Annotated in this window: 18 protein-coding genes; 11 read left to right on the top strand and 7 right to left on the bottom strand. The window is 63.3% G+C overall.

Translation table 11 applies throughout. The features are described from left to right. The first annotated feature begins 4 nt into the window (after window positions 1–4). The 3 genes from HNR59_RS07010 (at window position 5) to HNR59_RS07000 (ending at window position 3,908) form a co-directional block, all read left to right on the top strand. Entirely contained in the window at window positions 5–979 is a 975-nt protein-coding gene (locus tag HNR59_RS07010) for a WD40 repeat domain-containing protein (RefSeq protein WP_183827825.1), read from the top strand. 127 nt (window positions 980–1,106) lie between these two features. Further along, entirely contained in the window at window positions 1,107–2,459 is a 1,353-nt protein-coding gene (locus tag HNR59_RS07005; RefSeq protein WP_183827821.1) for an aspartate aminotransferase family protein, read from the top strand. Between the two features lie 63 nt (window positions 2,460–2,522). Continuing rightward, window positions 2,523–3,908, top strand: a complete 1,386-nt coding sequence (locus HNR59_RS07000) for a glutamine synthetase family protein (protein ID WP_183827818.1) — start codon at window positions 2,523–2,525, stop codon at window positions 3,906–3,908. 33 nt (window positions 3,909–3,941) lie between these two features. Here the strand turns inward: HNR59_RS07000 and HNR59_RS06995 are convergent, their stop codons facing one another. The 3 genes from HNR59_RS06995 to HNR59_RS06985 all read right to left on the bottom strand — a co-directional run bounded on the left by HNR59_RS06995 (window position 3,942) and on the right by HNR59_RS06985 (window position 7,882). Beyond that, window positions 3,942–5,201 carry a DUF4147 domain-containing protein gene (locus HNR59_RS06995; protein WP_183827816.1) on the bottom strand — a complete coding sequence of 420 codons (1,260 nt, stop codon included), beginning with the start codon at window positions 5,199–5,201 and terminating at the stop codon, window positions 3,942–3,944. A gap of 79 nt (window positions 5,202–5,280) precedes the next feature. Beyond that, on the bottom strand, window positions 5,281–6,594 hold the full coding sequence (guaD, locus tag HNR59_RS06990; RefSeq protein WP_183827812.1) for a guanine deaminase: 1,314 nt from the start codon (window positions 6,592–6,594) through the stop codon (window positions 5,281–5,283). Between the two features lie 64 nt (window positions 6,595–6,658). Then, window positions 6,659–7,882 carry a urate hydroxylase PuuD gene (locus HNR59_RS06985; protein WP_183827809.1) on the bottom strand — a complete coding sequence of 408 codons (1,224 nt, stop codon included), beginning with the start codon at window positions 7,880–7,882 and terminating at the stop codon, window positions 6,659–6,661. Between the two features lie 139 nt (window positions 7,883–8,021). Between HNR59_RS06985 and HNR59_RS06980 the strand changes: the two genes are divergently transcribed. Further along, window positions 8,022–8,990, top strand: a complete 969-nt coding sequence (locus tag HNR59_RS06980) for a LysR family transcriptional regulator (RefSeq protein WP_183827806.1) — start codon at window positions 8,022–8,024, stop codon at window positions 8,988–8,990. An 88-nt stretch (window positions 8,991–9,078) separates the two neighbouring features. Beyond that, complete coding sequence (gene dps / locus HNR59_RS06975) at window positions 9,079–9,567, top strand: DNA starvation/stationary phase protection protein Dps (RefSeq protein WP_183827803.1); 489 nt, start codon at window positions 9,079–9,081, stop codon at window positions 9,565–9,567. 5 nt (window positions 9,568–9,572) lie between these two features. On the opposite strand, the gene xdhC is transcribed toward dps, so the two are convergent. The 4 genes from xdhC to uraH all read right to left on the bottom strand — a co-directional run bounded on the left by xdhC (window position 9,573) and on the right by uraH (window position 14,790). Continuing rightward, complete coding sequence (xdhC, locus tag HNR59_RS06970) at window positions 9,573–10,454, bottom strand: xanthine dehydrogenase accessory protein XdhC (protein WP_183827800.1); 882 nt, start codon at window positions 10,452–10,454, stop codon at window positions 9,573–9,575. 81 nt (window positions 10,455–10,535) lie between these two features. Beyond that, window positions 10,536–12,890, bottom strand: coding sequence for a xanthine dehydrogenase molybdopterin binding subunit (gene xdhB / locus HNR59_RS06965; protein ID WP_183827798.1), 2,355 nt, complete (start codon window positions 12,888–12,890; stop codon window positions 10,536–10,538). A 39-nt stretch (window positions 12,891–12,929) separates the two neighbouring features. Further along, window positions 12,930–14,411, bottom strand: a complete 1,482-nt coding sequence (xdhA, locus tag HNR59_RS06960) for a xanthine dehydrogenase small subunit (protein WP_183827795.1) — start codon at window positions 14,409–14,411, stop codon at window positions 12,930–12,932. Between the two features lie 4 nt (window positions 14,412–14,415). Next, window positions 14,416–14,790: a hydroxyisourate hydrolase gene (gene uraH, locus HNR59_RS06955; RefSeq protein WP_183827792.1), complete on the bottom strand. Its 375-nt coding sequence runs from the start codon at window positions 14,788–14,790 to the stop codon at window positions 14,416–14,418. A gap of 201 nt (window positions 14,791–14,991) precedes the next feature. On the opposite strand from uraH, the gene puuE reads away from it, so the two are divergent. The 6 genes from puuE (at window position 14,992) to HNR59_RS06925 (ending at window position 21,266) form a co-directional block, all read left to right on the top strand. Beyond that, complete coding sequence (puuE, locus tag HNR59_RS06950; protein ID WP_183827789.1) at window positions 14,992–16,425, top strand: allantoinase PuuE; 1,434 nt, start codon at window positions 14,992–14,994, stop codon at window positions 16,423–16,425. Window positions 16,426–16,435: 10 nt separating this feature from the next. After that, on the top strand, window positions 16,436–17,290 hold the full coding sequence (locus HNR59_RS06945; RefSeq protein WP_183827786.1) for a bifunctional allantoicase/(S)-ureidoglycine aminohydrolase: 855 nt from the start codon (window positions 16,436–16,438) through the stop codon (window positions 17,288–17,290). Continuing rightward, entirely contained in the window at window positions 17,287–17,796 is a 510-nt protein-coding gene (locus tag HNR59_RS06940; protein ID WP_183827783.1) for an ureidoglycolate lyase, read from the top strand. The genes HNR59_RS06945 and HNR59_RS06940 overlap by 4 nt, the downstream gene beginning before the upstream one ends. Continuing rightward, window positions 17,793–18,386: a nucleoside deaminase gene (locus HNR59_RS06935; RefSeq protein ID WP_183827780.1), complete on the top strand. Its 594-nt coding sequence runs from the start codon at window positions 17,793–17,795 to the stop codon at window positions 18,384–18,386. The genes HNR59_RS06940 and HNR59_RS06935 overlap by 4 nt, the downstream gene beginning before the upstream one ends. 313 nt (window positions 18,387–18,699) lie before the next feature. Further along, complete coding sequence (locus HNR59_RS06930) at window positions 18,700–20,292, top strand: ABC transporter substrate-binding protein (protein ID WP_183827777.1); 1,593 nt, start codon at window positions 18,700–18,702, stop codon at window positions 20,290–20,292. Window positions 20,293–20,303: 11 nt separating this feature from the next. Next, a complete protein-coding gene (locus tag HNR59_RS06925) occupies window positions 20,304–21,266 on the top strand; it encodes an ABC transporter permease (protein ID WP_183827774.1) in 963 nt (320 codons plus the stop codon). Window positions 21,267–21,272 lie beyond the last annotated feature (6 nt).

Below are 21,272 nucleotides of genomic sequence, written 5' to 3'. Positions count from 1 at the left end.
ACCCATGCCCACAGTCGCCCCACTTGATCTAGAAGGCCATTGCGTGGCCGCCGTCTTTCTTGGAAATGTGCCGCATTTCGCGCTTGCCGACGGCTCCATTCACCGTCTCGACGAGGGCCACAAGACCGCGCAGGCCAATGACGGGCTGCTGTGCGCCTTTTACGACGCCGCCAGCGACCGGCTGATCACCGGCGGCGAGGACGGCAAGGTGTTCGCCGTGAAGGCCGGCGGCGCGATCGAGGAATTGGCGGAAGCCGGGCGCAAGTGGATCACCAGCGTTGCGGCAGGCCCGCAGGGCGCCATTGCCTATGCTTCCGGGCGCAATGCCTTCGTCCGCTTTGCCGACGGCAAGGTGAAGGAATTTTCACATCCTCGCTCGGTCGAGGGCATCGCCTTCGCGCCGAAGGGCATGCGCATCGGCGTTGCCCGCTACAATGGCGCGACGCTGCATTTCCCGGCCGCCGAAGGCAAGCCCACCGAACTTGAATGGGCGGGAGCCCATACGGGCATCACCTTCTCGCCGGACGGGAATTTCCTCGTCACCACCATGCAGGAGAACGCCCTGCACGGCTGGAAGCTGGCCGACGGCAAACATATGCGCATGAGCGGCTATCCGGCCAAGGTCAAAAGCCTGTCATGGTCGCCCAAGGGGCGCTGGCTGGCCAGTTCCGGTGCGCCGGCGGCCATCGTCTGGCCCTTTCAGGGCAAGGACGGGCCTATGGGCAAGGCGCCGCTGGAGCTTGGCACGCGCGGCAATTCGACGGTCACCTGCGTAAGCTGCCACCCGAGCGAGGACGTTGCCGCCATCGGCTATGACGATGGCATGATCCTTGCCGCCCGTTTCGCCGACGGCAAGGAAGTGCTTCTGCGGCGCGGCGGCAAGGGTGCGATCACCTCCATGGCATGGGACGGCGACGAGCGCCGGATCGCCTTCGCCAGCGCCGCCGGAGACTGCGGCATCATCGACATAGCCGGCTGACACGTCCGCACATGCCCTGCCGAGTGTGGCGGGGCTGGACCGCTGGGCCACAGCTTCGGCAAAGTGGCCGGTTGCCGTGCGCAAACACCCCCTTATAGTGGCGGCGTTTGTTGATCATGGGCGGAACATGGCGGGCATCGGGCAGGAGCGCATCAAAGGGCTGCGTGAGAGCGAGGCGGAAGTCTTTCGCAGGGCGCGGCCGAAAACCGCCGCCAGTCTCGGAAACGGCATTGCCGGTTTCCTCGATGGCGTCCCCATGCACTGGATGAAGGACTGGCCGACGCCCTTTCCCATACTCGTCGGTCAGGCGCGCGGCGCCACCATCACCGACATCGACGGCAACCGGCTGGACGATTTCTGCCTCGGCGACACCGGGTCCATGTTCGGCCATTCGCCGCCGCCGGTGGCGCGCGCCATCCGCCGGCAGGCGGGGCGCGGCCTCACCTACATGCTACCCTCGGAAGACGCGCTGGCCATCGGCCCGCTGCTGCAGGAGAAATTCGGCCTGCCCTTCTGGCAGATCGCCACCACCGCCACCGATGCCAACCGCTTCGCGCTGCGCATCGCGCGGGCGGTGACGGGTCGCGAAAAGATCCTCGTCTTCAACGGCTGCTATCATGGCTCGGTGGACGAGACCATGGTGCGGCTAAGCAACGGAAAGCCGATCAATCGACAGGGGCTGGCCGGCGAATTCCGCGACCTGACGCGAACCGCGAAGATCGTGGAGTTCAACGATATTCCAGCCCTTGAGGCAGCGCTTGCCGACCGGGATGTGGCCTGTGTCATCACCGAACCGGTCCTGACCAACTCTTGCATGGTGCTTCCCGATCCCGGCTTTCACGACGCACTGCGCCGACTGACCCGCGCCACAGGCACGCTGCTTCTGATCGACGAGACGCACACCATCTCGACCGGCCCGGGCGGCTACACGCGCGCCTTCGGGCTGGGGCCGGACCTGTTCGTGCTCGGCAAGCCGGTGGCCGGCGGCGTGCCGGCCAGCATATGGGGGATGAGCGAGGATATCGCCTCGCGCTATGCCGACTATCGGCGCACCCATGAACCGGGCTATTCCGGCATGGGCACAACGCTTTCGGGCAATCCGCTGCAGTTCGCCGCCATGCGGGCGACGCTGGATGAGGTGATGACGGCGGAAAACTACGCGCATATGGAGCATCTGGCCCGCCGCCTCGACGCCGGGCTCACTGCCGTCATCGACCGCTACCGCCTGCCATGGCATGTGGCGCGGCTCGGCGCGCGGGTCGAGTTCATCTGCGCGCCCGGGCCGCTGAAAAACGGCGGTGAGGCGGAAGCCGCCCATGCGCCGGAACTGGAAGCAGCACTCCATGTCGCGCTCGTCAACCGCGGGGTGCTGATCGCGCCCTTCCACAACATGATGCTGGTTTCGCCGGCGACGCGACCCGCACAGGTGAACCGGCTGATAAGCGCTTTCGGCGACGTCGTTAAACGGCTCACCGATTGATCATATTCGCTCTGTCGGCTACCCCATGCGGTGAAGCCGCATTCCTCCCGGAGACCACCCATCATGACCTCCCCATCGGGCTCGACGCCCGGCGAAGCCCAGGCCTTTCTCGATGCTCATCCGGAGATCGAGGCCTTCGACATCCTGCTGACCGATGCCAACGGCATCGGGCGCGGCAAGATCATCCGCCGCCATGAGCTGATGGGCCTTTACAAAAGCGGCCGGCACATGCCGATTTCGATCCTCGGCCTCGACATTACCGGCGAGGATGTCCACGAAACCGGGCTGATCTGGGATTCGGGCGATGGCGACCTGCGCGCATGGCCGATCCCCGGCACGCTGGTTCCCCTTCACGGCACCAGCCCCGCGCGCGGACAGGTGCTGATGGCCATGTACCATCTCGACGGCGCGCCGATGAGCTCCGACCCGCGCCACGCGCTGGAACGGCAGGTGAGCAAGCTCGCGGAAAAAGGCCTGCACCCGGCCGGCGCCTTCGAGCTGGAATTCTTTCTCCTCGCCAACGAACGCGACGGCGACGGCAAGGTGCAGCCGGCAGGCGCGGTTCTGGATGGCCGGCGCTCGGCCAAGACGGAGGTTTATTCCGTCGACCATCTGCACGGCATGGAGCCCTTGTTCTCCGACATCTATGCGGCGGCGAAGGAACAGGGCATTCCGGCCGAAACGGTCATTTCCGAATACGCGCCCGGTCAGTACGAGCTTACGCTTAACTATCGCAAGGACGTGCTGCGCGCCGCCGACGATCTCATCATGCTCAAGCGCATCGTACGCACGCAGGCGCGTCGCCATGGCGTGACCGCCTGCTTCATGGCCAAGCCGATCGAGGAATATGCAGGCTCGGGCATGCATTTCCATGTGTCGCTGCTGGACAGGGAAGAACGCAATGCCCTTACCGAGCGAGAGGGAGAAACATGGTCCCCGCTGCTGCTTCAGGCACTGGGTGGACTGGTCGCAACCATGGCCGAATCCATGCTGGTGTTCGCGCCCCACGCCAATTCATGGCGGCGCTTCGTGGCGCAATCCTATGCGCCGGTCGCGCCGACATGGGGCGTCAACAACCGTTCAGTGGCATTGCGCGTGCCTGCGGGCGACGCAAAAAACCGGCGCATCGAGCACCGTCCTTCCGGCGTCGACGCCAATCCCTATCTGGTTGCCGCCACCATTCTGGCCGGCATCATCAAGGGCATCGAGGAACAGCTCGATCCCGGCCCTGAAACCACCGGCAACGGCTACGAAACCGACACCGGCGACAGCACCATGCCGGCAGACTGGCGCGCGGCAATCGAGGCGGCGAAGGCCTCCGCATTCCTGCGCGAGGCGCTGGGCGCGGATCTTCACAACACCTTCACCGCCATCAAGCAGGCGGAATATTTCCGGGTCGCGCGCACGGTGGCGGAGCTGGATTACCACCTCTACCTGCATGAGGTGTAGGCAGGAAAAGTAAGCTTCTACTTACGGAAAGATTCAGCGCACCAATATGGCGCGCAAATCGTTGACATTGGTGCCGGTCGGCCCCGGCACGAACAGGTCGTCCACGGCATCGAAAGCGGTCCACGCATTGTTGGCGGCCAGGAGAGCGCGCGCATCGATGCCGGCGCTCCGCATGCGGCGCACGGTCTCACCATCGCAGAAGGCACCCGCATTGTCCTCGGAGCCGTCGATGCCGTCGGTATCGGCGGCCAGCGCGTGAATGCCATCAAAGCCGTCGATACCCAGCGCGAAGGAGAGCAGGAATTCGCTGTTGCGGCCGCCCTTGCCTTTGGCGCGCAGCGTCACCGTGGTCTCTCCACCTGACAGCAACAGAACGGGCTTTGAGAACGGCCGGTTGCGCGTGGCGATCTCGCGGGCGATGGCCGCATGGACCGAACCCACCTCGCGCGCCTCGCCCTCGATGGAATCGGACAGGATGACAGCCTCTATACCCTGCCTTTTCGCTTCCGCTGCGGCGGCCTCCAGCGACACGGCGGCCGAGGCGATCAGCTTCACCTCGTTACGGGAGAAGCGCTCGTCATCGGGATGCGGGGCGTCCGCCTCGGGCGAGTTCAGATGTGCCATCACGGCCTGCGGCAGTTCGATGCCATAGGCCTCGATGGCTTTCAGTGCGTCGGCCCGGCTGGCTGCATCTGGAACCGTGGGGCCAGAGGCCACCAGTGCCGGATTATCACCCGGAATGTCGGAAACGATCAGCGAAACGACGCGCGCCGGATGCGCCCACGCTGCCAGCCTGCCGCCCTTGATGGCTGAGACATGCTTGCGGATTGCGTTCATGACCGAGATCGGCGCGCCCGAAGCAAGCAGCGCCTCGTTGACGGCGATCTCGTCGTCCAGCGTGAGCGAACCGGCGGGCGCCGGCAGCAGGGCCGAGCCGCCGCCGCAGACCAGCGCCACGACCAGATCGTCCGCGCTCAGGCCCTCCACCTGACGCAGGAGGCGCTGCGCAGCGTCCAGACCGGCCTTGTCAGGCACGGGATGCGCGGCCTCGATCACCTCGATGCGTTGTGTCGGCGCGCTGTAGCCGTAGCGAGTCACGACCAGCCCCTCCAGCGGACCTTCCCAGACCTTCTCGAATGCAGCCGCCATCTGCGCCGCGCCCTTGCCCGCCCCGATGACGATGGTGCGCCCTTTCGGCGGCTTTGGCAGGTGCTCCCGGATGGTGCGCTCAGGATCGGCCGCGGCAACAGCAGCCTCGAAGATCGACGTCAGAAAAGGCTTCGGGTCCACCACTACCGGCTCCTCCTAATGGCTCCGGCTTTCTGTACGCACTGGCCGGTATCGTCAAGCCATCCCTTCCCTTGCGGGAGGCTTAACCGGCCAGAATGCTCTTCGCCGGCTTGCCCGAGACATAGACCTCGCGCACGGCACGGTCGTCGCCCAGTGTCTGCAACAGGAAAAGCTCCTCGGCCAGCGACCTCACCGTTTCCATGCGCAGTTCCATGACCGAAGTGGCGCGGCTGTCCAGCACGATGATGTCGGCATCGCTGCCTTCATCCAGCGTACCGACGCGATCGGCAACCGAAAGCGCTTCGGCATTGCCGCGCGTGATCTGCCAGAAGGACTGGAACGGATTCAGTTTCTCGCCCTGGATGGCGATGACCTTGTAGCCCTCATCCATGGTGCGCAGCATCGAATAGTTCGTTCCGCCGCCAACGTCGGTAGCCGCCGCGATGCGCAGCGGTTTTTCGCGGCGACGGAAGCGCTGATAGTCGAACAGGCCCGAGCCGAGGAACAGGTTGGACGTCGGGCAGAATACAGCGACCGAGCCGGCATCCGAGATCACATCCGCCTCGCGCTCGGAGAGGTGGATGGAGTGGCCAAGCAGCGTGCGCGACCCCAAAAGACCGTAATGGGCATAGACGTCCGTATAGTCCTTAGCCTGTGGGTAGAGTTCGCAGGTATAGGCGATCTCGTCATGGTTTTCCGACAGATGGGTCTGGATATGCAGGCCGGGAAACTCCTTCGCCAGCGCGCCGGCCATTTCCATCTGTTCAGGCGTCGAGGTGATGGCGAAGCGCGGCGTGATGGCGTAGTGCTGACGGCCTTTGCCGTGCCATTCGGCGATCAGCGCCTTGGTATCGTCATAGCCTGACCGCGGCGTGTCGGTGAGGCCGTCCGGCGCGTTGCGGTCCATCATCACCTTGCCGGCAATGTTGAGCATGTCGCGATCATGAGACTCGGCGAAGAAGGCTTCCGCCGATTCCCTGTGCACCGAGCAATAGGCGGCCACAGTCGTGGTGCCGTGGCGAATCATCTCGTCAAGGAACAGGCGCGCAATGCGGCGGCCGTGCTGGGCGTTCAGGAACTTGGTTTCTTCCGGAAAGGTATAGGTGTTGAGCCATTCCAGCAGTTCAGCGCCATAAGAGGCGATGACCTGCATCTGCGGGAAATGCGCATGGGCGTCGATGAAGCCGGGCACCACCAGATGCGGCCGGTGGTCGATCACCTTCGCGCCCTCCCCGGCTTTCGCAGCGACATCGGCATAGGCGCCGGCGGCAGCGATCCGGCCATCCCTGAGCAGCAGGCCGCCGTCCTCCTCGTAGCGCCATGCGCCATGGTCGTCGATCGCTTCTGGCCAGCGCAGGAAAGTGAGCGTACGGCCGCGCAGAAGGGTTTCGGTCATGACAGGTTCCCTGGCTCTTTCGGCTGAGGATGGTCCGGCGCATCAGCCCGCCGGAAGGCTTACATCATTCGCGCCCGTCTTCGAACCATGCAATGAGCAACTGGCGTTCCCGGTCGGTCATCTGGGTGACGTTGGCGGGCGGCATGGCATGGCTGCGGCCTGCCTGAAGATAAATTTCGCGGGCATGGGAGGCGATCGCCTCGTCGCTGTCCAGAACCACGCCCTTGGGCGCATGATAGATGCCGTCATAGAAGGGCTCGGATGCATGGCACATGGCACAGCGCCCCATCACCGTATTGCGCACGGCGGGAAAATGCGTCGAGGCGATGTAGACTTCACCCGTTGCAGTAGTGGCGGCCTTTGGCTCGCCGGTCAGCACCTTCGGCACGGTCGACAGCCAGATGATGATGACGAACAGGATGGCCGCCGCCAGCCAGGTCCAGGTCGGGTTGCCCTTGCGGGCATGGCCGGTGTTGAAATAGTGGCGGATCAGCACGCCGATCAGGAACACCAGCGAGGCGATCACCCAGTTGTACTGCGTGCCGAACGCCAGCGGGTAGTGGTTCGACAGCATCAGGAACAGGACGGGCAGCGTCAGGTAGTTGTTGTGCACCGAGCGCTGCTTGGCGATCTTGCCGTATTTCGGGTCCGGCTTGCGGCCGGCGATGAGGTCGGCGACCACGATCTTCTGGTTGGGAATGATGACCATGAAGACGTTGGCCGACATGATGGTGGCAGTGATGGCGCCCAGATGCAGGAAGGCGGCGCGGCCGGTGAACAGATGCGTCAGCCCCCAGGCAATGAACACCAGAATGCAGTAGAGGAAGATCATCAGGCCGGTGTCGCTCTTGCCGAGGAAGAGCTTGCACAGATTGTCGTAGGCCAGCCAGCCGACGCCGATGGTGGCCAGCGAAATGCCGATGCCGACGGGAACCGACACGTCCAGCACGTTGGGGTCGATCAGGAAGAGGTCCGCGCTGGCATAGTAGACCACGCACAAAAGCGCGAAACCAGACAGCCAGGTGGCGTAGCTCTCCCATTTGAACCATGTCAGATGTTCGGGCATGGCCGCCGGCGCGACCAGATATTTCTGTATGTGGTAGAAGCCTCCGCCGTGGACCTGCCACTCCTCGCCGAACGCGCCTTCAGGCAGGCCGGCACGCTGGCGCAGCCCGAGATCGAGGGCGACGAAGTAGAAGGACGAGCCGATCCACGCAATGGCGGTGATGACGTGCAGCCAGCGCACGGCAAACGACAACCAGTCCCAGAAAATAGCGAAATCCAGCATGCTCCACCCCTTGTCGGCAGACGACAACTTTACGGACTGTCCTGCGAACGAAAAGAGCCCATTGGCCCGATGACTTTCAAAAAAAAATGGAAAATACTATTGTCGTTCCACGCAGCCGCATGAAAGCCACGAAACCCGCATGGCCTATCTCGACAATATCGCCGTTTTCGTCCGTGTCGTCGAACTGGGGAACCTGTCGGCGGCAGGACGGGATATGCGCATTTCGCCGGCCGTCGCGTCGAACCGTATCAAGGAGCTGGAAAAGCACCTCGGGGTGCGGCTGTTCAACCGCACCACGCGCCAGCTGATGCCGACCGAACAGGGCAATGTTTTCTACACCGGCGCGAAGCAGATCCTCGATGCAGTCGCCGAGGCAGAGGCGGCGGTGACGGCTCTTTCCGGCCAGCCGCGCGGCACCATCCGCGTCACAGCGCCGCTGGGGCTTGGCCGGCGCCTGATCGCGTCGGGCATTCCCGAGTTCCACGACAAATATCCCGACATAGAGGTGCGCCTGCGGCTTTCCGACCACAATGTCGATATTCTGAAAGAGGGCATCGACGTCGCGTTCCGGCTGGGGGTGATCGAGGATTCTTCGCTGCGCCTGCGCGGCATTCTGGAATGCGAGCGGGTGCTGGTTGCCTCGCCGGATTATCTGGAACGGCGGGGCGAGCCGGCCGACATCAACGAACTGATCCAGAACAAGCATGATTGCCTGATGCTGCGTTTTCCGGGATCGCGCGAGTTCTACTGGATTCTCCAAACGCCGAACGGGCCGCAGAAATTCGAGTTTCGCGGGCCCTACGACAGTGACGACGGCGACGTGCTGACGGAATGGGCGCTCGGGGGGCGCGGCATCGTCAACAAACCGCGTTTCGAGGTGGAGCCCTATCTGCGAGAGGGACGCCTGCGCGTCATTCTTCAGCAGACCCCGCCAACTCCGGTGCAGCTTGCCGCTGTCTATCCGCACAAGAAGCTGCAGGACCCGAAAGTGCGCCTGCTGCTCGATTTCATGGCGGAACGCTGCCAGAGGCTCATTCGCGACGCACTGGAGCGGCGATCCCCGGACGCGCCGGCGGATACAGCTGCCAAAAAGCCGCAGCACGCTTGAGGAACCGATCGCGGAAGCGCACATTGTTGTGTGAGGGGGCGGGGTTTTTGCCGTGCCCCGTCGAACAGCAAATGAATGGAGCTTCCCAATGGCAACGATCCAGACCCATAATGACCTGAAATCCAACACGCGCGCGTCCTCGATCGAGGTACTGAACGCGCGGCTGGCAGATGCCATCGATCTGGCGCTGATCACCAAGCAGGCACACTGGAACGTGAAGGGTCCTCAGTTCATCGCCATCCACGAGATGCTCGATACGTTCCGCACTGAACTGGACGAACATGTCGACACCATAGCCGAACGCGCCGTGCAGCTCGGCGGCACCGCCTACGGCACGTCGCAGGTCGTTGCCAGGGAAACCACCCTCAGGCCGTACCCGACCGAAATCCACAAGACCAAGGACCATCTGGCCGCACTCATCGAGGCCTATGCCGCCGCTGCCAAGGGCGCGCGTGATGCCATCAGCGAGACGGACGAAGCCGGCGATGCCGATACCGCCGATATCTTCACGGCCTATTCGCGCTCGCTCGACAAGTTCCTGTGGTTCCTGGAAGCCCACACCCAGGAAAAGGAATAACCGCCCTACGATCCGGGCCGGGCGGCGTTGCTTTTTCCTGCCTCAGACATGGCAGACAGGCTGCGCTGCCCGACAACGTAGAACGCCAGCGACGACATGATCTCGGCGGCGGCAAGTGCTGCGATCACCGCGGGCCGCTTGTCGCGCACCGCCTCGCCGCCGATTGGCGAAATCAGCCGCGCGAACTGCATTTCCGTGCCGCCTGCGGTCTTGAGAAACCAGCTTCGGAAGGTGGCCTTCTTGGTTTTCGAGCCGATCATGCCGACATAGGCGGCGTCGCTGCGCTTCAGGGCTTCGGCCACGATCAGGAAATCCAGCGCGTGATCGTGGGTCAGGATGGCGAAGGCCGAGCCGGCAGGCGCCGCTCGCACCGCCTCCTCCGGCATCGGCGTCAGCATCGTTTCCACGCCGGGCGAAATACCTTCCAGTTCGTTGGCCCGGGTTTCGACGACGATCGCGCGCACGGGCAGAAGCGCCACAGCCGCCGCGATCGCCTTGCCGACATGACCGCCGCCGAAGATATAGAAGTGAGGCAAACCCGCCTCCTCCTGCTCCGCCTCGCGGATCAGCGCGGATGCCAGCTCGTCATCGCCAAGCCGGATTTCAACCTCGACGCGTCCTCCGCAGCACTGGCCGATTTCCGGACCCAGCGGCACATCGAGCATGGTGGACGCATCGTCGGGTCGGCCGAGAACCTGCCGTGCCTTGTCGATCGCCATATATTCGAGCTGGCCGCCGCCGATGGTGCCGTATGTGGTCAGCATCGACACCAGCATCCATGTGCCGGTCTCACGCGGCGTGGAGCCTTTGGTTCCCGCGACCCTGACCTGCGCGAACCTGCCCGCACCGGCAAGGAAGGATTTCAGATTGCGAACGGTCGAGGCCACTTCATGCCTCCGCACATGTCCCGGCTTTGCAAACAGACAAATCTCTCATGCCCTTAAGATAGGCTCCCAACACGCACGGCGCTACTTTGCAAGCTGCGCCTTCAGCCGCTCCACGGCCATCAGCACCCGTTCCGGCGTGGCCGGTGCGTCGAGGCGCGGACAGATCCGGTGATCGGCAACGCTGGCAACGGCATCCGACAATGCATGCAGCACCGCAAGCCCCAGCGGCAGAGGCGGCTCACCCACAGCCTTGGAACGATGGATGGTCGGCTCATAGGCCTCCGACCAGTCCGTCAGCGCCACGTTGAAGATCTTTGGTCGGTCGGATGCCAGCGGTATCTTGTAGGTGGAGGGTGCATGGGTGCGCAGGCGGCCCTTGTCGTCCCACCACAATTCCTCGGTGGTCAGCCAGCCCATGCCCTGGATGAAACCGCCCTCTATCTGCCCGATGTCGATGGCCTTGTTCAGCGAACGGCCGGTGTCATGCAGGATATCGGTGCGTTCCACGACATACTCGCCGGTCAGCGTATCGACCGAGACTTCCGAACAGGCGGCGCCATAGGCATAGTAGTAGAAAGCGTGGCCACGCCCTTTGGCGCGGTCCCAGTGGATTTTCGGCGTCTTGTAGAAACCCGCAGCCGAGAGCTGGATGCGGTTCATGTAGGCCTGCCGCACCAGTTCGTTGAAGGCGATCTCCTCGTTGCCGACGCGCACCCGGTTGGGCAGGAACACCACCTGATCACGCGGAATCTGGTGCTTTTCGGCGGCAAAGTCGATCAGACGGTCCTTGATCTGCCGCGCTGCGTCCTGTGCGGCCATACCGTTGAGGTCCGCGCCCGATGAGGCCGCCGTCGGCGAGGTGTTGGGCACCTTGGCCGTGGTGGTGGCGGTGATCTTCACACGGTCGAGATCGATCTGGAATTCTTCCGCGACAACCTGCGCGACCTTCAGATGCAGGCCCTGCCCCATCTCCGTGCCGCCGTGGTTCATGTGCACCGAACCGTCGGTGTAGACATGGACCAGCGCGCCGGCCTGGTTGGACTCGGTCTTGGTGAAGGAGATGCCGAACTTCACCGGCGTCAGCGCCAGCCCCCGCTTGACGACCGGACTTCCGGCATTGAACTCGGCAATAGCCTTGCGACGCCCGGCATAATCCGCGCTCTCTTCCAGCTCGGCCACGATGCGCTGGATGATGCAGTCCTCGACCTTCTGGTGATATGGCGTGAGATTGCGTGTCCCTTCCACGCCCATCGCGTCGTAAAAATTGAGCTTGCGGATTTCCAGCGGGTCCTTGCCGACCGCGAAGGCCACCTCGTCGATGACACGCTCCGCGCCCACCATGCCCTGCGGCCCGCCGAAGCCACGGAAGGCCGTGTTCGACACGGTGTTGGTGTAGAGCGGCGCTGATTTCGCAAGCACATGCGGGAAGAAGTAAGCGTTGTCGCAGTGGAACAGGGCACGGTCACCCACCGGACCTGAGAGGTCCGCCGAAAAACCGGCGCGAAGCGCAAAGGTGTAGTCGATGCCGAGAATGCGGCCCTCATCGTCGAAGCCGACATCGTAGTCGATGGCGAAATCGTGCCGCTTGCCAGTCGCGGTCATATCCTCGTCGCGGTCGAGACGCAGCTTGACGGCGCGCTTCAGCTTCTTGGCGGCGATGGCCGCCAGCGCCGCGCACTGGTTGGCCTGCGTTTCCTTGCCGCCGAAGCCGCCGCCCATGCGGCGCACCTCGATGGCGACCGAATGGCTCGGAACCCCCAGCGCATGGGCGACCATGTGCTGGGTTTCGCTCGGGCCCTGCGTGGAGCAATAGACGAGCACGTCCTCGTCCTCGCCCGGAATGGCCAGCGACACCTGCCCTTCGAGGTAGAAATGATCCTGCCCGCCAAGGCGCATGCGGCCCTTCACCCGGCGCGGCGCGCTGGCAAGAGCAGCTGCGGCATCGCCACGCTTCAGCGTCAGCGGCGTCGTCACCTGCTTGTGCGTTTCCACATCGACATCCCAGATATCAATGACCGCCGGCAGTTCCTCATATTCGATCTTCGCCAGCCTCGCGGCGCGGCGCGCCTGCTCACGCGTCTCGGCAATCACGCAGAAGATCGGCTGGCCGTGGAACTCCACCTTGCCGTCGGCCAGCACCGGATCGTCATTCATGCCGCTGGGCGAAATCTCGTTGACGCCGGGAACGTCGCTGGCCGTCAGCACATCGATCACGCCGGGAGCAGACCGCACCGCGGACAGATCCATCGAGCGGATGGTGCCATGGGCAATATTGGCGAGGCCGAGGCCCGCATGAAGCGTACCGAAAGGCTCCACGATGTCGTCGATATAGACGGCCGTGCCGGTCACGTGCTTGTGCGCGGAATCATGGCGCGGCGATGCGTGGACGCCGCCGACGATCTTCTCGGCCTTGAGATTGCTTGTGTGCTTCGTCATCGATCCTGCCTCCCCGGTGCCTAAGCACCTCGCGGCCACTCAGGCCGCAACGGTATATCTCGATACGCGCGCCGGGACCTTCGCCCCGGATGTTTCCAGATGGAAGCGGCGCAACAGGTTCTTCGCCGCCAGCATGCGATATTCCGCCGTGGCGCGCATATCGGTCAGCGGTGCAAAATCCTGCTCATAAGCAGGGATAGCCGCTTCGATCGTCGCTTCCGTCCACGGCTTTCCGGTCAGTGCGGCCTCGACCGCGCTTGCCCGTTTCGGTGTCGCCGCCATGCCGCCATAGGCAATGCGGATTTCCTTCACCGTGCCATCGCCGGCAAGTTCGAGAAAAAACGCGCCCAGCGTTGCAGTGATGTCTTCCTCGCGCCGCTTGGAAATCTTGTGCACGGCATAGTGGATGCCATCACCCGGCACCGGCACATGAACGGCCTCGACGAACTCGCCCGGCTGACGATCCTGCTTGCCATAGGCGATGAAGAACTCTTCCAGCGGGATGGTACGCCTTTCGCTGCCCTTGCGCAGGGTGAGCCTGCTGCCAAGCGCGATCAGCGGCGGCGGCGTATCGCCGATCGGCGAGCCATTGGCGATGTTGCCCCCGATGGTTCCCATGTTGCGGACCTGCTCGCCGCCGATGCGGGCCACCAAAGCACCAAGTGCCGGAATACGCTGCGACAGGAAAGCGAAGGCTTCGTTGTAGGTGACGCCCGCGCCGATGGTGATGACGCCATTTTCCTCGCTCATCGAGCGCAGTTCCCGCACGCCGCCGATGAAAACGGCCGGCGAAATGTTGCGCATCATCTTGGTAACCCAGAGGCCTACATCGGTGGAGCCTGCCACCACGGTCGCTTTCGGCTCCGCCTCCAGCACCGCGGCAAGATCATCGACATTCGCCGGCACGATCAGGCGCGCACTGCCCTCGCCGACCTCGACGCGGGTGCCATCGTCCATCCGTGCCAGCCGCGCGAGGATCGAGGCGCGCTCATTGGCCAGCGGATCCTCGCTCACCCGACCATAGGTGGAGATGGCCCGCGCGGAGCGGATGATCGCCTCATAGCCGGTGCAGCGGCACAGATTGCCCTGCAGCGCCTTCTCGATCTCGAAATCGGAGGGATTGGGCGAGCGCATCCACAACCCGTAGAGTGACATGACGAAGCCCGGCGTGCAGAACCCGCATTGCGAACCGTGGAAATCCACCATCGCCTGCTGCACCGGATGCAGCCTGCCCTCGTTCGGCGCCAGATGCTCGACCGTCACGACATGACAGCAATCGAGCGATCCCATGAAGCGGATGCAGGCGTTGACGCCTTCGTAGACGAGTTCATCACCCACCCGCTTGCCGACCAGAACCGTGCAGGCCCCGCAGTCGCCCTCGGCGCAGCCTTCCTTGGTGCCGCGCAGGTTTTGCGACAGGCGCAGCCAGTCGAGCAGCGTCATGTCCGGCGCTGCGGAGGTCAGCACCACATCACGGTCGTTCAGAATGAAGCGTAGCTCGTTGCGTATTGCTGCGGCCATCGCTTTAGCTCCCCCGATAGGTGGAGTATCCGTAGGGCGATATCAGTAAAGGCACATGATAGTGCTTCGGTTCCGCCATGCCAAACCGGATCGGCACGATGTCGAGGAAGGCAGGCTCCGGAAGCGCATTGCCCTGCCCGCGCAGATAGTCGCCCGCAGCGAACACCAGCTCATATTCGCCGGTGCTGAATTCATCACCGGCCAGAAGCGGCGCGTCACAGCGGCCATCGGAATTGGTGACAACGGTCTTCACGGAGGTGCGGCGGTCGCCCTCGATGCGAAACAGTTCGATGGACAGCCCTGCCGCAGGACTGCCGGATGCCGTATCAAGCACATGCGTTGTCAGACGGCCACCCGCCGCCTCTGCCGTTGCTCCCACCTGTTCGCCTCCCGTTCAAGGTACGCCGAATATGCAGCATATGTCATAATTGCAGCATTTGATTGTGCGCCATTTAGCAGCGCCATATAAGAGCCGCCGCCTGACTGGAGCCCAAAAACACTTTCAAATTTTTTGAGGGGAATGCAGCCCTTTCCCTTTGGGTACTCTGTCGACCGTAATTGCCAGCCCGGAGTTTCGAACATGCGTTATCTGCGTGACATGCGCGGCTATGGGGCCAATCCACCGGGTGCGGCATGGCCGGGCGGCGCGCATGTCGCCGTGCAGTTCGTGGTCAATTACGAGGAAGGCGGCGAAAACTGCATCCTTCATGGCGACAAGGCTTCGGAAGCCTTCCTCTCTGAGGTGACCGGTGCCGTGCCATGGCCGGGCAAACGCCACTGGAACATGGAATCCATCTACGAGTACGGCGCCCGCGCCGGCTTCTGGCGGCTGCACCGGCTGTTTACCGAAGCCGATGTGCCGGTCACGGTCTATGGCGTCGCCTCCGCGCTTGCCCGCTCGCCCGATCAGGTCGCGGCGATGCAGGCTGCGGACTGGGAAATCGCCTCCCACGGCCTGCGCTGGATCGACTATCGCGACCACGAGGAAGACGCCGAGCGCGCCGACCTCATCGAGGCGATCCGCCTGCATACGGAAGTAACCGGCGAGCGGCCGCAGGGCATGTATCTTGGCCGCACATCCGTGTGGTCGGTCCGGCTGGCGGCTGCCGAAGGCGGCTTCGACTACATCTCCGACACCTATGACGACGACCTGCCCTACTGGCTCGACCATGACGGCCACGGCAACGCCATTGCTCCGCAACTGGTCATTCCCTACACGCTCGATGCCAACGACATGCGCTTTGCCATTCAGGCCGGCTTCACCGAAGGCGAGCAGTTCTTCACCTATCTGAAGGACGCCTTCGACACGCTTTATGCGGAAGGCAAGGGCGGCAAGGCGAAGATGATGTCGGTCGGCCTGCATTGCCGCCTGATCGGGCGGCCGGGCCGCGTGGCGGCGCTGAAGCGCTTCATCGACTATGTCAAAAGCCACGACAAGGTCTGGCTGCCGCGCCGCATCGACATTGCCCGCCACTGGCAGACGCATCATCCCTACAAGGCTCCGGCGCTCCGTCCCTCGCGCATGGACGAGTCGAGCTTCGTCAAGGCCTTCGGCGGCATCTTCGAGCATTCGCCATGGATCGCCGAGCGCGCGTGGAAGCTGGAACTGGGTCCCGCCCACGACAGCGCCGGCGGGTTGCACAATGCGCTCTGCCGCGCTTTCCGCTCGGCCAGCGAAACCGAGCGTCTGGGCGTGCTGACCGCCCACCCCGACCTTGCCGGCAAGCTGGCGCAGGCGAAACGCCTGACGCCCGAATCAACCGCCGAACAGGCTTCCGCCGGGCTGGACGCACTGACCGACGAGGAGCGCGAAACCTTCACCCGGCTCAATTCCGCCTATGTGGAGAAGTTCGGCTTCCCCTTCATCATCGCGGTCAAGGACAACACAAAGGCGAGCATTCTCGCCGCATTCCAAACCCGCATCGACAACGACCGCGCCACGGAATTCGCGACGGCCTGCCGGCAGGTCGAGCGCATCGCCCTGCACCGCCTCAGAGATCTCCTTCCCCTGTAGGAACCCAATCATGGACATGACCGCCATGCCGAAACGCACCTATTATGCCCCGCAAGGCGGTCTGCCGCCCCAGAGCGACCTGATCACCGACCGCGCCGTCTTCACGGATGCCTATGCAGTGATCCCGCGCCGGGAGTTCAGTGACATCGTCGCCTCCTACCTGCCCTTCTGGGACAAGACGCGCCTGTGGGTCATCGCCCGTCCGCTTTCCGGCTTCGCCGAGACCTTCTCGCAATACATCATGGAAGTGCAGCCTGGCGGCGGCAGCGACCGGCCTGAGCCCGATGCCAACGCCGAAGCCGTACTGTTCGTGGTCGAAGGCGAAATTACGGTGACGCTCGACGGCCAGTCGCATCGCATGGCACCGGGCGGCTACGCCTTCCTGCCGCCCGCCAGCGGCTGGACATTGCGCAACGAAGGCGCGCAGACGGCCCGCTTCCACTGGATCCGCAAGGCCTACGAATTCGTCGACGGCATCGACGTGCCCGATCCGATCTTCACCAATGAGAACGACATCGAGCCCGTGGCCATGCCCGATACCGATGGCAAATGGGCGACCACCCGTTTCGTCGATCCGGTGGATGTGCGCCACGACATGCATGTCACCATCGTCACCTTCAAGCCGGGCGGCATCATTCCCTTCCCCGAAACCCACGTCATGGAGCACGGGCTCTATGTGCTGGAAGGCAAGGCGGTCTACCGGCTCAATCAGGACTGGGTAGAGGTGGAGGCCGGCGATTACATGTGGTTGCGCGCCTTCTGCCCGCAGGCCTGCTATGCGGGCGGCGCCGGCAATTTCCGCTATCTGCTCTACAAGGACGTCAATCGTCACGCGGCTCTCGGCGGATTCGGGAGACAGGAATGACCACGGCGATCATCGCCCGGCCGCTGACACGCGACAGCTTCGCAGCCTTCGGCGATGTCATCGATACCGACTGCGACACGCATTACCCGATCAATGCCGGCAAGTGCGAGCGCTATCACGATCTTGCAAAGGTTGAGGTGGCGGGACCCAATTGCCGGGTCCTGATCTCGATCTTCTGCGGCACGCCCTATGCGTTTCCGCTCCAGCTTTCCATGGTCGAGCGCCATCCTTTCGGCAGTCAGGCCTTCATGCCGCTGTCACCGCGCCCGTTTCTGGTCGTGGTCTGCCCCGACGAGCCCGATGGTCCCGGCGTGCCGCAAGCTTTCGTCACCGCGCCCGGGCAGGGCGTGAACTATCACTGCAATGTATGGCACGGCGTGCTGACGCCGATTGGCGAGCCGCAGAATTTCGTCGTGGTCGACCGCGGCGGCGACGGTTCCAACCTGGAAGAATTCTACTTCTCCCATCCTTATGAAATCCAGCTTCCGGAAGGTTTTGCCGCATGAGCGACGTTTCCCTGATCGACCGCCTGCTCGACGTGATCGAAAGCGACATCGTGCCGAAGACGGCGGCTGGCGTGGAACAGGGAAACAAGCTTTTCGGCGCGGCCCTGCTGCGGAAATCCGACCGCTCGCTGATTCTGGCCGAAACCAACAACGAGACCGAAAACCCGCTCTGGCACGGTGAAATGCACTGTTTGAAGCGGTTCTACGAAATGCCGAAGGCCGAACGGGTCGATACGAAGGATGCCATTTTCGTCTCCACGCACGAACCCTGCTCGCTGTGCCTGTCGGCCATCACATGGGCCGGTTTCGATAATTTCTACTATCTGTTCAGCCATGAGGATTCACGCGACAGCTTCGCCATTCCGCATGACCTGAAGATCCTCAAGGAGGTCTTCACGCTGGAACCGGGCGGCTACAATGCCGAAAACGCCTACTGGAAGAGCTTTTCCATTCGCAGGCTTGCCCGCGAGACACCGGAGCCGGAGCGGACGCGGCTGGCAAAGCGCATAGAAGATATCGCTGCGCGCTATGACGAATTGTCGGCGGTCTATCAGTCCGGAAAGCAGGATAACGACATACCGCTCAACTGACGGAACTGTCTTTTTCGCGACATTTGGAAGCGCCGCCGCCCGAACGGGCGGCGGCTTTATCATTTTCAAAAAATTTGCGTTCCGGCGCTGCCGTTACGCCGCAAACCCGCTAAAAACGGCGTTTCTTGTCTATTTACGACATATCCGTTACGGTGTGCCGGGCAATTTATTGCTCCAGATGCGACATACAAATTACGCCAGAGCGTGTCGCATTCCGTCCGGTGCGGGGTTGACCCAGGTCCCATTATTCCCCGTAATCAGAAGAATAAGAACGGCCGTAAGGTCCAGACAAAGAGATAAGGGAGCTCTGAATATGTCAGCGGAACTCGATTTTTTAAGCCGTGCAGTTGCCACGGGCAGGCTCAGCCGCCGCGATTTCCTTGGCCGGGCCGCTGCACTGGGCGTGAGTGCCGCGCTGGCGAACATGATGCTCTCGGGCGCGGCGCAGGCCCAGACACCCCAGAAAGGCGGCGCGCTGAAAATGGGGCTGGTTGGCGGCGAATCCACCAACAGCCTCGACCCGGCCCAGTTTCTGACGCAGGTGCCGCAGAATTTCGGCTGCACATGGGGTGAGACCCTGGCCATCCAGTCGCCGGCAAACGGCAGCGCCCAGCCGGTGCTTGCCGAATCCTGGGACGCTTCGGCCGATGCGACCGAATGGTCGTTCAAGATTCGCAAGGGCGTGACCTTCCATAACGGCAAGGAACTTTCGCCTGAAGACGTTGCCCAGACCATCCGCCGCCATTCCGATGCCGACACCAAGTCGGCCGCCGTTGGCATTCTCGGCGATATCAACGAAGTCGTGGTCGACGGCGACAATGTCGTCTTCAAGCTCAAGCGCGGCAATGCCGACCTGCCTCTGCTGCTGACCGATTACCACCTGATCATCCAGCCGAATGGGGGCTTCGACGATCCGACGGCCGGCATCGGCACCGGCCCCTACAAGGTCGAGGTCAACGAGCCCGGCGTGCGCCACATGTCGGTGAAGTATGACGGCTACTGGAACGACGATGTCGGCCATGTCGATTCGGTCGAGATCATCGTTATGAACGATACCACGGCCCGTATGGCGGCGCTGCAGTCCGGGCAGGTGCACATCATCAACCGCGTCGAGCCGAAGACGGTGGCCCTGCTCAAGCGCGCGCCCGGCGTGGTGATCGTCAACGTGCCCTCCAAGGGGCACTACATCTTCCCGATGTTCTGCAACACCGCGCCCTTCGACAATGCGGACCTGCGGCTGGCGCTGAAGCTTGCCATCGACCGCGAGCAGATGATCCAGCAGATCATGCAGGGCTACGCCTCGGTCGGCAACGACTTCCCCATTTCGAAGAGCTATGCGTTGTATCCCGAAGGCATCGAGCAGCGCAGCTACGATCCCGATCAGGCCAAGTTCCACTACGAGAAATCCGGCCACAGCGGGCCCATCCTGCTGCGCACCTCCGATGTCGCCTTTCCCGGCGCCGTCGATGCCGCCCAGCTTTTCCAGCAAAGCGCGGCAAAGGCGGGCATCCAGATCCAGGTGCAGCGTGAGCCGGGTGACGGCTACTGGACGGAAGTGTGGAACAAGCAGCCCTTCTGCGCTTCGTACTGGGGCGGACGGCCGACGCAGGATTCCATGTATTCGACCGCCTACATCACCGGCGCCGACTGGAACGACACGCGCTTCTTCAACGAGAAGTTCGACAAGATCATTCTCGAAGCGCGTGCCGAACTGGACACTGCCAAGCGCACCGACCTCTACCGCGAGGCGGCCACCATCGTGCGCGATGACGGCGGTCTCATCCTGCCGATGTTCAACGACTTCATCGACGCCCATCGCGAGGAAGTGCAGGGCTGGGTCCTCGATCCCAACCACGAGACCTCGAACCTGAAGGCGGCAATCCGCGTCTGGCTGAAGCAGGGCTGAGACGCGCACGGATGGGAAGTGCCCATATTCTGCGGCTGATCGCCCAGCGTCTCGTGCTGGGCGGTCTGCTCCTCCTCGCCGTGTCTGTGCTCATCTTCGCAGGCACACAGATCCTCCCCGGTGATGTCGCCCAGTCCATACTCGGGCAATCGGCGACGCCGCAGGCGCTCGAAAACCTGCGCCGGGAGCTCGGCCTTAACGACCCGGCCTATATCCGCTATTTTCGCTGGCTGGGCGGCGTGCTGACGGGCGATTTCGGCACTGCCCTTTCCAACGGGCGAGACATTGCCGACGCGCTGGGCGGACGGCTGAAGAACACGCTGTTCCTCGCCACCTGCGCGGCAGTGATCTCGGTGCCGCTGGCCATCCTGCTGGGGCTTCTGGCGGTGCGCTACCGCAACGGGGTCATCGACAAGACGATCTCCGGCTTCGCGCTCGCCTCCACCTCGCTGCCGGAGTTCTTCATCGGTTACCTGTTCATCCTGTTCTTCGCCGTCAAACTGCAGTGGTTCCCGGCCAGTTCGACCGTTTTCGACACCATGTCGTTTAGCGCGCGCCTGCAGGCCATCGCGCTTCCGGCGCTGACGCTGACGCTGGTGGTGCTGGCGCACATGATGCGCATGACCCGCGCCGCCATCCTCAACGTCATGCAGTCGGCCTATATCGAGACGGCGGAACTGAAGGGGCTGTCGGCGTTCGAGGTCATCCGCAGGCACGCCATGCCCAATGCGGTGGCGCCCATCGTCAACGTGGTGATGCTGAACCTTGCGTATCTGGTGGTCGGCGTCGTCGTGGTCGAGGTGATCTTCGTCTATCCGGGCATGGGCCAGTATCTGGTCGATCACGTTTCCAAGCGCGACGTGCCGGTGGTTCAGGCCGTGGGCCTGATCTTCGCCGCCGTCTACATCGGCCTCAACATCATCGCCGACATCGTTGCGATTCTGGCCAATCCTCGTCTCCGGCATCCGAAGTGAGGGCGG

Source organism: Aquamicrobium lusatiense (assembly GCF_014201615.1).
GTDB classification, from domain to species: domain Bacteria; phylum Pseudomonadota; class Alphaproteobacteria; order Rhizobiales; family Rhizobiaceae; genus Mesorhizobium; species Mesorhizobium lusatiense.
The sequence above is the reverse complement of the archived record's forward strand: the minus strand, read 5'-3'. Positions and strand labels throughout refer to the sequence as shown.

Coding starts and splice junctions, on each gene's coding strand:
- HNR59_RS07010 (WP_183827825.1), top strand. CDS start 5: ATGCCCACAGTCGCCCCACTTGATCTAGAAGGCCATTGCGTGGCCGCC.
- HNR59_RS07005 (WP_183827821.1), top strand. CDS start 1,107: ATGGCGGGCATCGGGCAGGAGCGCATCAAAGGGCTGCGTGAGAGCGAG.
- HNR59_RS07000 (WP_183827818.1), top strand. CDS start 2,523: ATGACCTCCCCATCGGGCTCGACGCCCGGCGAAGCCCAGGCCTTTCTC.
- guaD (WP_183827812.1), bottom strand. CDS start 6,594: ATGACCGAAACCCTTCTGCGCGGCCGTACGCTCACTTTCCTGCGCTGG.
- HNR59_RS06985 (WP_183827809.1), bottom strand. CDS start 7,882: ATGCTGGATTTCGCTATTTTCTGGGACTGGTTGTCGTTTGCCGTGCGC.
- HNR59_RS06980 (WP_183827806.1), top strand. CDS start 8,022: ATGGCCTATCTCGACAATATCGCCGTTTTCGTCCGTGTCGTCGAACTG.
- dps (WP_183827803.1), top strand. CDS start 9,079: ATGGCAACGATCCAGACCCATAATGACCTGAAATCCAACACGCGCGCG.
- xdhB (WP_183827798.1), bottom strand. CDS start 12,890: ATGACGAAGCACACAAGCAATCTCAAGGCCGAGAAGATCGTCGGCGGC.
- xdhA (WP_183827795.1), bottom strand. CDS start 14,411: ATGGCCGCAGCAATACGCAACGAGCTACGCTTCATTCTGAACGACCGT.
- puuE (WP_183827789.1), top strand. CDS start 14,992: ATGCGTTATCTGCGTGACATGCGCGGCTATGGGGCCAATCCACCGGGT.
- HNR59_RS06945 (WP_183827786.1), top strand. CDS start 16,436: ATGGACATGACCGCCATGCCGAAACGCACCTATTATGCCCCGCAAGGC.
- HNR59_RS06940 (WP_183827783.1), top strand. CDS start 17,287: ATGACCACGGCGATCATCGCCCGGCCGCTGACACGCGACAGCTTCGCA.
- HNR59_RS06935 (WP_183827780.1), top strand. CDS start 17,793: ATGAGCGACGTTTCCCTGATCGACCGCCTGCTCGACGTGATCGAAAGC.
- HNR59_RS06930 (WP_183827777.1), top strand. CDS start 18,700: ATGTCAGCGGAACTCGATTTTTTAAGCCGTGCAGTTGCCACGGGCAGG.
- HNR59_RS06925 (WP_183827774.1), top strand. CDS start 20,304: ATGGGAAGTGCCCATATTCTGCGGCTGATCGCCCAGCGTCTCGTGCTG.